This is a genomic window from Sulfuricurvum sp. RIFOXYD12_FULL_44_77 (assembly GCF_001830725.1).
Lineage (GTDB): Bacteria > Campylobacterota > Campylobacteria > Campylobacterales > Sulfurimonadaceae > Sulfuricurvum > Sulfuricurvum kujiense_A.
In genome coordinates this window covers 1-8551 of sequence record NZ_MIBU01000147.1, presented here as the reverse complement: position 1 = coordinate 8551, position 8551 = coordinate 1, and the positions used below count along the sequence as shown (strand labels likewise).

At 50.2% G+C, this 8551-nt stretch carries 6 protein-coding genes and 1 pseudogene; all 7 read left to right on the top strand.

All coding sequences use genetic code 11. From position 1 onward, the window contains the following. Positions 1-351, top strand: a pseudogene (locus A2517_RS06210) (mannonate dehydratase); the annotation flags it as partial. Position 352: 1 nt separating this feature from the next. Then, positions 353-2056, top strand: a complete 1704-nt coding sequence (locus A2517_RS06205) for a bifunctional alpha/beta hydrolase/class I SAM-dependent methyltransferase (protein ID WP_294895189.1) — start codon at positions 353-355, stop codon at positions 2054-2056. Further along, positions 2017-3384 (top strand): dual specificity protein phosphatase family protein, encoded by a 1368-nt coding sequence (locus A2517_RS06200; RefSeq protein WP_294895187.1) that lies wholly within the window; start codon positions 2017-2019, stop codon positions 3382-3384. The genes A2517_RS06205 and A2517_RS06200 overlap by 40 nt, the downstream gene beginning before the upstream one ends. Positions 3385-3439: 55 nt before the next feature. After that, entirely contained in the window at positions 3440-3754 is a 315-nt protein-coding gene (locus tag A2517_RS06195; RefSeq protein ID WP_294895185.1) for a helix-turn-helix transcriptional regulator, read from the top strand. Further along, entirely contained in the window at positions 3751-5880 is a 2130-nt protein-coding gene (gene aas / locus A2517_RS06190) for a bifunctional acyl-ACP--phospholipid O-acyltransferase/long-chain-fatty-acid--ACP ligase (RefSeq protein WP_294895183.1), read from the top strand. Before A2517_RS06195 ends, aas begins: the two co-directional genes overlap by 4 nt. Next, complete coding sequence (locus A2517_RS06185; RefSeq protein WP_294895181.1) at positions 5877-7151, top strand: MFS transporter; 1275 nt, start codon at positions 5877-5879, stop codon at positions 7149-7151. Before aas ends, A2517_RS06185 begins: the two co-directional genes overlap by 4 nt. Continuing rightward, on the top strand, positions 7141-8551 hold a 1411-nt coding region (locus A2517_RS06180), incomplete at its 3' end, for a YiiX/YebB-like N1pC/P60 family cysteine hydrolase (protein WP_294895179.1). The genes A2517_RS06185 and A2517_RS06180, both read left to right, overlap by 11 nt.

The window sequence follows — 8551 nt, the reverse complement described above, 5'->3', positions numbered from 1 at the left end:
GCCCTCTCGAAAAATCCGAAACATTTTAACGACGAGTATTACCTCCTCATCGATATGCTCAAACGCTATCCGAATCTCTATGCCGACATCAGTGCCCTCCTCACCCCCGTAAGAGCAAAAGTATTGCGCCATCTGAGCCGACAGAGCGACATCCATCACAAACTCCTCTTCGGCACCGATTTCCCCGTCCCCTTTAGCACGATGCTCAACAGTTACGATCTCCCCTATCGCAAACGTTTTGCCCTCGCGCGCGAAGCCAATCCGTTCGACCGCTATGCCAAAGCTATTTTAGAGTATTTCCCACAAGAGAATCCCATATATACCAACTACACCAAGATATTAGGAGAATAACATGACAACCGGAACATTTACCAGCTTCGACGGCGCAGAGCTTTTTTATCGCGAATGGTCGCCGCAAAATCCCAACGGCAAAATCGTCCTGCTCCTCCATCGCGGACATGAGCACTCGGAGCGTCTCGATCCCATCGCCCGTTCGGCGATTTTCGAGGGGTACAAAGTGTTTTCGTATGACAATCGGGGGCACGGACATACCCGTGCCGAGGCGACCTATGAGTTTATGAATCTGGTGCGCGACTTGGAGGCATTTAGACATTTTGTCTGTGCCAAGGAGGGGAAAAGGGCTGAGAATATGTTCGTCGTCGCCAACTCGGTCGCAGGGGTCGTTGCTTCAACGTGGGTGCATGATTATGCACCTCGCATCGCGGGGATGGCATTGGTCGCTCCGGCGTTCGTGATCAAACTCTATGTTCCTCTCGCAAAACCCTCTCTTGATCTGATGATCCGATTTAATCCTCGCCTCAACATCAAATCCTACGTCAAAGCGAAGTTTTTGACCCATAACACGGTAGAGCAGGAGCGATATAACACCGATCCTCTCATCACCCCGAACATCCCCGCACGGCAGCTCGTGACACTCCTCGATACCGCAAAGCGCGTTGTGGATGATGCGAGCCATATCGTCACCCCAACATTGGTACTCTCGGCAACGTCGGATTATGTCGTGGACAGCCGTGTGCAAAAGGTATTTTATGACCGCCTCAGTTCCCCGTTAAAACGGTTCGTGGAATTGGAAGGGTTTTATCACGGTATCCTCTATGAAGCGGAGGCGCACAAAGCGATTGATGCAATCGGTGCCTTTATGGAGGAGTGTTTCAATACCTCTCAAAGCAATATAAGCGATCATCTCATCGCCTTGACCCAAAACGAAAAAGACCGTATCGCACGGGGTGACATCACGACGTGTCAAAAACTCTCTTTCGGCGTTCAGCGTTTTATGCTCAACTCTCTGGGCTGGATGAGTGATGGGATGAAAATCGGGCTGAAATACGGGTTCGATTCGGGGGTGACTCTCGATTACGTCTACAAAAACACCCCGAGCGGTGTGGGGCTACTGGGTAAAATGTCCGATAAAAACTATCTGGAGAGCATCGGATGGCGTGGGATTCGCCAGCGCAAAGTCCATGCGATAGAGGCCATCCGCGAAAAAATCGATCAGTTGCGTAATGAGGGGAAAAAAGTCAAAATCCTCGATATTGCCGGAGGGCCTGCCCGCTATCTGATCGAACTCGCAGAAGAATACCACGACATCGAAGTACTGGTACGCGATTATCAGGAGCAAAACGTTGAGCAGGGGCGTGCGTTGGCAAAGGAGCGGGGACTTACCAATATCCGCTACGAGCAAGCCGATGCGTTTAACAAAGACAATTACGACCGAAGTCTCTATGAGCCGAACATCGTTATCGTCTCGGGGGTGTTCGAGCTGTTCGAGCACAACGATCTGATCCAAAACGCCATTGAGGGGATCACCTCGATGATCGCACCGAATGGGTTTTTGGTCTATACGGGTCAGCCGTGGCATCCGCAGTTGGAACAGATCGCCCATGTGCTAGGGAACCATCAGCAAACGCAATGGATTATGCGCCGCCGAAGCCAGTATGAACTCGATACTCTCTTTGGCTCGTACGGATTTGACAAAGAAGGGATGCGGATCGATGATTGGGGCATTTTCACCGTCTCATCGGCGCGACGCAGATAGCCATGTATCCGTTTGATCCTGCCCTAGACGCCTCTGCTACCCTCAAAGAGCGATTTGTATGGGTACTTTTTATGGGGGCGCTCTTTTTTATTCTCTACGGTGCGGCGAATCAGTACGCTTCGCTTAACTCCCACCCCTCGATTTTTATGGAGTGGGAGCGTCACATTCCGTTCGTTCCATCCTTTATCATCCCCTATATGTCCTCGGATGTGATGTTTTGTATCGCTTTTTTGCTCCCGCAGAGCCGTTTGGAGCTTCGTATCCTCGCGTTGCGGGTACTCTTTATCGTCACTTTATCAGTCCTCATCTTTACCGTTTTTCCGCTCCAATTCGGGTTTGAAAAACCCAAAAGCGAGGAGTACCAATGGCTTTTCGGACTTCTCAGTGCCGATTTGCCCTACAATCAGCTCCCCTCGTTGCACATCAGTTTTGCCATCGTGCTGTGGATGTCGATGCGTTCTCATTTGAAAAATGTTTTTCTAAAATACGCCGTTGCCCTGTGGCTTTGGCTCATCGCCCTCTCCACTCTGCTGGTGTATCAACACCATTTTATCGACCTCCCGACTGGGGCGTTAGTCGGAGGAGCGGCTGTTGCCATGATCCATCAAAACAGCAAAGTATTGAACCGATTTACCACTCCGCGCAGTCTCAAAGTGGGGCTTTATTATTTGGGTGCGGCAGTTTTGTTTCTCGTCGCTGCGTTCGCGTACCACTCCCTCCTCGCACTGTGGCTGTTTCTCTCGATGGCATCGGTGGCTATCGTCTATGCGTTTGGACTCAATCATCTCATCGCAGGGGAAAGCTCAAAAGCTTCATTATGGCAGTGGATCGTATTCGCCCCTTATTTTATCGGTACGAACCTCTCATGGCGATGGTACAAACAAAAATTGCCGCTCATGAGCCACGTGGAAGAGAATGTCTATTTTGGACGTCACCCCTCACAGAGCGAATACGACATTATCCGATCCCTTGGGATCAGCCACACGATCAATCTGGCATTGGAGCATCAAATCAACCGCTCCGCACTGGAACAGACGAGAATACCGTTTTTGGATTTGACGATCCCCTCTCCTGAGGTACTGCACCGCGTCGTTATGATGATCGAAGATAAAAAAGAGAACGGTGTGTATGTCCATTGCGCGCTAGGGCTCTCTCGGAGTGTTATGGCGATCAGTGCATGGATGCTGTACCGAGGGTACACAATGGAGCAGATCGAGGAGCGTCTCAATACAATCCGACCTGCCTATGTCAAATCCAAATACATCTACGTGGCACTCAATCTGTATCAGTTGCATTTAAATGAGCTTCCCGTGAGTGATTCAGAATGATGTTAGCTCAGATTTACTATCATATCTATATGTTTAAGTTTTTAGGATTATAACTATGAAAACCAATTACACCGACGTCCTACCACCCGAGTGGAAACCGATGTCCGATATTTTTACCGCGTTAGGAGATGAACACCGTCAGCGTATGTTGATGCTTTTTGAGCCAAACGAGCACCTCACGGCGGGACAGATTGCCAATGCCTCGACACTGGCGCGCACCACCGTCTCTCATCATCTCAAAATCCTCCGTCAAGCCGAAGTGCTCTTGAGCGAGAAAAAGGGGAAAGAGGTGTGGTTTTGGATTAACAAGCCGTTGCTTGAAAAGACGTTCGGAAATGTGCTCAACTATTTACAAGGAAACGCTCAATGATTAAAGCAATTTTACATGTGATCGTCCGTCTTTTATTTCGGATAAAAGTGGTCGGAGAGTTTCAACGCGAAGAAAACCACACGATTATCATCGCCAACCATCAATCGTTTTTAGACGGGCTAATTTTGGGATTGGTGCTACCGATCAAACCGGTCTTTGTGGTTAATACCGAAATCGCCAAACGCCCGCTGGTAAGAGCATTTTTATCGCTGAGCGAATACCTCGCCATCGATCCCTCCAATCCGATGGCGATCAAGCAGATCATCCGTTTGGTCGAGAGCGGTCGCCCTGTCGTCATTTTCCCTGAGGGGCGGATTACGACAACGGGAAGTTTGATGAAGATTTATGAGGGGTCGGCGTTTGTCACCGTGAAAACCGAAGCGACAATCCATCCCGTGATTATCGAGGGGGCGACGTTCAGTACCCTCTCACGGATGCATACGGAACACCCAAAACGGTGGTTTCCGCAAATCACCCTCACCTATTGCACTCCGACCCGTCTGCGTATCTCTGAGGGGGGAAGTGCTCATGAGAGACGTACTAAATCGGGCGAAGCGATGCGGACACTGTTGCAACAGTGTATCTTCGAATCGCGAACCCCAAATACCCTTTTCGGAGCATTCGTCGATGCGGCGGAAGATTACGGTTATTCGCACCGCATCGCCGAAGATACCAAACAAATCGAATACACCTACCGACAAGTACTAACGATGGCGTTGGGATTGGGAAGACTCCTCTCCCCTCATACCGCTGCCAAAGAAGCGGTTGGTGTACTGATGCCCACAGCGGTTCCGACATTGGGGCTTATTCTCGGACTCAATGCGTTTGGGAGAACCCCCGCGATGCTCAACTTTACCGCAGGAAGCGATGGACTCCAAAGTGCCTGCACCGCTGCACAGATCAACACAATCATCACCTCCCGTGCTTTTGTAGAACAGGGGAAACTCGAACCCAAACTAGAGGGGTTGCACGGTGTAACGATCCTCTATCTCGAAGAGCTCCGTCCTCAAATGCGTCTCATCGACAAACTCTGGCTGATGGGATTCGCACGATGGTTCCCGCGTGTCGTGATGCACAAAGTAGCTCCTGAAGATACGGCGGTGATCCTCTTTACCTCAGGTTCTGAGGGGAAACCCAAAGGGGTTGTCCTCTCGCACGATGCAATTTTGGCAAATATCGCTCAACTGCGTTCCATCGTCGATTTCTCGACGGAAGACAAAATGCTCAACGCACTGCCGATTTTCCACTCCTTCGGTTTGACGGCGGGGACATTGTTGCCGATTATGGGAGGGATTCCCCTCTTTTTATACCCCTCTCCTCTGCATTACCGCGTTATCCCTGAGATCGCATATGACCGATCATGCACGATCCTTTTTGGAACCAGCACCTTTTTGAACCATTATGCCGCTCATGCTCATCCGTACGATTTTTACCGCCTCCGTTACGTGGTGGCAGGGGCTGAAAAGCTCTCAGAGAGTGTCAAAGAGCTGTGGTTTGAAAAATTCGGAATACGGATTTTTGAAGGGTACGGAGCGACTGAGACGGCTCCCGTTATCGCCGTCAATACCCCGATGGCGTACCGAAGCGGCACCGTAGGACAGATTTTGCCGGGGATTGAGGCAAAACTCATTAGTGTTCCGGGGATCGATGAGGGGGGAATCTTGCACGTCAAAGGGCCGAACGTTATGAGCGGCTATCTACGCGCCGAACGCCCCGGATTTTTGGAAAAACCAACCTCCGAAGCGGGAGAGGGGTGGTACGATACGGGAGACATCGTCACGATCGATCATGAGGGGTTTGTCCGCATCGCGGGACGGGTAAAACGGTTTGCCAAGATCGCGGGGGAGATGATCTCCCTCGAATCGGTCGAGAAACTCGCCCTCACCGCTTCACCGAGCCATTTTCATGCGACATCGTCTCAAAGTGATGAGTCCAGAGGGGAGGCACTTGTCCTCTTTACGACCGACAGAGAGCTTAAACGCGATACCCTCCAACAAGCCGCACGCGAACGAGGATACCCTGAAATCGCCGTTCCTCGCAAAATCGTTTATGTCGATGCCATCCCTGTTTTGGGTACAGGCAAAACCGACTATGTCACCCTCAAATCAATGGCGGCAGATGCATGAGCAGTCCGATCTACCTCCTCAAAACCCGCCGTTTTGCCCCCCTCTTTGGAACTCAGTTTTTAGGGGCATTTAACGACAACCTTTTTAAAAATACCCTTGCGGTGATCCTCACCTTCCAGGCTGCAGAGTGGACATCGATTTCGTCCGCGCTTCTCGCTCCTCTGATCGGGGCAATATTTATCCTCCCCTTTTTCCTTTTTTCGGGATTGGCGGGGGAGTTGGCCGATAAATTCGATAAAGCACGACTATCTCGTATCGTCAAAGTGTGGGAGATCTTTTTGATGGTGATCGCCACGGTGGGATTTGCGACCCATTCGTTTACGACACTCCTCATCGTCGTATTCGGTATGGGGATGCACTCGACACTGTTTGGTCCCATCAAATACTCGATCATCCCTCAACATATGGGGGAAAATGAGCTGATCAGCGCCAACGCTCTCGTCGAATCAGGGACATTTGCCGCGATCTTGCTAGGGACATTAATGGGGGGGATAGTATCGGGAATCCCCAACGGCGGAGTGATCGCCGGAATAGCCGCTATTGGGGTCGCGCTTATTGGGTACGCTTTTAGCCGCTATATCCCCTCTGCCCCGTCCCTCTCGCCGCAGATGCCGTTTTCATTGAATCTTTTTACTCAAACATTCAATACCCTTCGTTTAGCCTACCAAAACCGAATCGTATTTCTCGCTATCCTCGCCATCTCATGGTTTTGGCTCTATGGGGCGCTACTCCTCTCTCAGTTTCCTTCGTTCGTTCAAACGGTATTGATGGGGGATGAAACAACGGTGACAATCCTATTGAGCCTTTTTACCGTCGGGATCGGGATAGGTTCCATCCTTTGTGAACGGCTTAGTCATCACTCCATTCGTCCCTCTCTTGTCGTTGTCGGAGCGATCGGGATGGGGCTATCGGGGATCGATTTTGCCCTCACCGCACAACATTTCACTGCTGCGGGAGAGATTTACGCCAACCCGCAATTTTTCCATATCCTCTTTGATTTAACGCTCATCGGGGTATTCGGCGGACTTTACAGCGTTCCCCTTTATGCCCTGATGCAAGGACGAAGCGAAGCACACTCACGCTCCCGCATCATCGCCGCCAACAATATCCTTAATGCCCTTTTTATGGTCGCAGGAGCCATTGTGACAATGGTACTTTTTGAAAGTGGATGGGATATCCCCGATATTTTTCTCCTCATTGCCGTGGCTACCTTGCTCGTCGCTGGAATCATTGCACGTATAATCCACACAAAGGCAAAAAATGAATTATAGAATCCTCATAATCTCACTGACCCTAGCCGCGTTTACCCTCCTGTCCGCCGAATCGGATTTGACGCAATTGGTCAACACGGCACGCCATAACGATGCCGTAGCGGTCGAGAACCTGATCCAGCGATCTTTGCTACTTCGACAAAAAATCCCCACTTTTGTAGAGGCGGCTGATAAAGCAACAAAAGCGCACAGCGGTGCTATCCCCTCAGCCCTCTCGGTCACCATTGCCTCTTCTATCGGAGAAGCCGATGCAATTCGCACCACCCTATTCCCTTACGCATTGCGCTATCGCAATACCCTCTATCGCACTGATGAATCGCTGGATGATCGTGACCGTATCGAATCAATCCTAATCTCGATGGCTGCCGCACTCACTCTTTATGACAATGCCCATTTTATGGAGGAGCAGTTTGCATCGAAAAGCGCTCTACGAGAAAAACTCAACGAAGCCTATCCTGAATACGGCGTAGAGGGGAATTTTTACAAAGATTCGCTGATGCGTTCCTCTACGCTCACCTATCGCTCTACGATGCTCGATGCAATCCGATTTTTTGAAGAGAACCGCCAAAGTATCGCCTATCATATTGCCCAAGCCGATCCGAGTATCCGATCTTTATATGAGTACATTGACCATTCCCCGATGCGATCTAAACTCGGAGGAGATAACGCCTTTACCCAAATCTCCGATCAGGTCGGTTCACTCCTATCCAGAGCGATCAAACTGCCGTTTTCGACAGTCGAGAAACTCAAATTTAATCTCTCGAAAGGGGTGGGGAACACGATGGGGATGGTGCGATGGCGCAATGGTAAACTGCGTAACGATCGAGAGTTTCTCTCGCAATTTTCAGAGCATCTGAAACCCGGTGATATCCTCCTCGAAAAAACCCCGTTTGCCCTCACCGATAAAACGATTCCGGGGCATTTCGGTCATGCGGCGATTTATATAGGTACTTTTGAGCAGTTACGCGATATGGGTGCACTCGATACCCCGTTCGTCCGTAAACATATCGATCAGATTCGTGAGGGGAAAGTGATTCTCGAAGCGTTACGCGAGGGGGTAGTCCTCAACAGTGTGGAGCATTTTATGAACATCGACGATGTGGCCATCTTACGCCCGAGTCGACTTCAGAGCGACGCAATGCGCACATCACTCGATTTGGCTATGAGCCATTTCGGGAAAAAATACGATTTCGATTTCAATGTCAACACCACCGAGACGATCGTCTGTTCCGAACTCGTCTACGCCGCCTATCCGCAGATCGATTTTATGACCAAAAAAGTCCTCTCCAGTTTTACCATCTCACCCGATGATATTGCAATACTCGCTTCAGGAGATAACAATGCCCCGTTAGAACTGACATTTTTTGCGCATGATGGGAAAAAAGTATATGCAAAAGGGG

Excerpts from the sequence above, each read along its gene's own strand:
- A2517_RS06205 (WP_294895189.1), top strand. The coding sequence starts at position 353 with ATGACAACCGGAACATTTACCAGCTTCGACGGCGCAGAGCTTTTTTAT.
- A2517_RS06195 (WP_294895185.1), top strand. The coding sequence starts at position 3,440 with ATGAAAACCAATTACACCGACGTCCTACCACCCGAGTGGAAACCGATG.
- aas (WP_294895183.1), top strand. The coding sequence starts at position 3,751 with ATGATTAAAGCAATTTTACATGTGATCGTCCGTCTTTTATTTCGGATA.
- A2517_RS06185 (WP_294895181.1), top strand. The coding sequence starts at position 5,877 with ATGAGCAGTCCGATCTACCTCCTCAAAACCCGCCGTTTTGCCCCCCTC.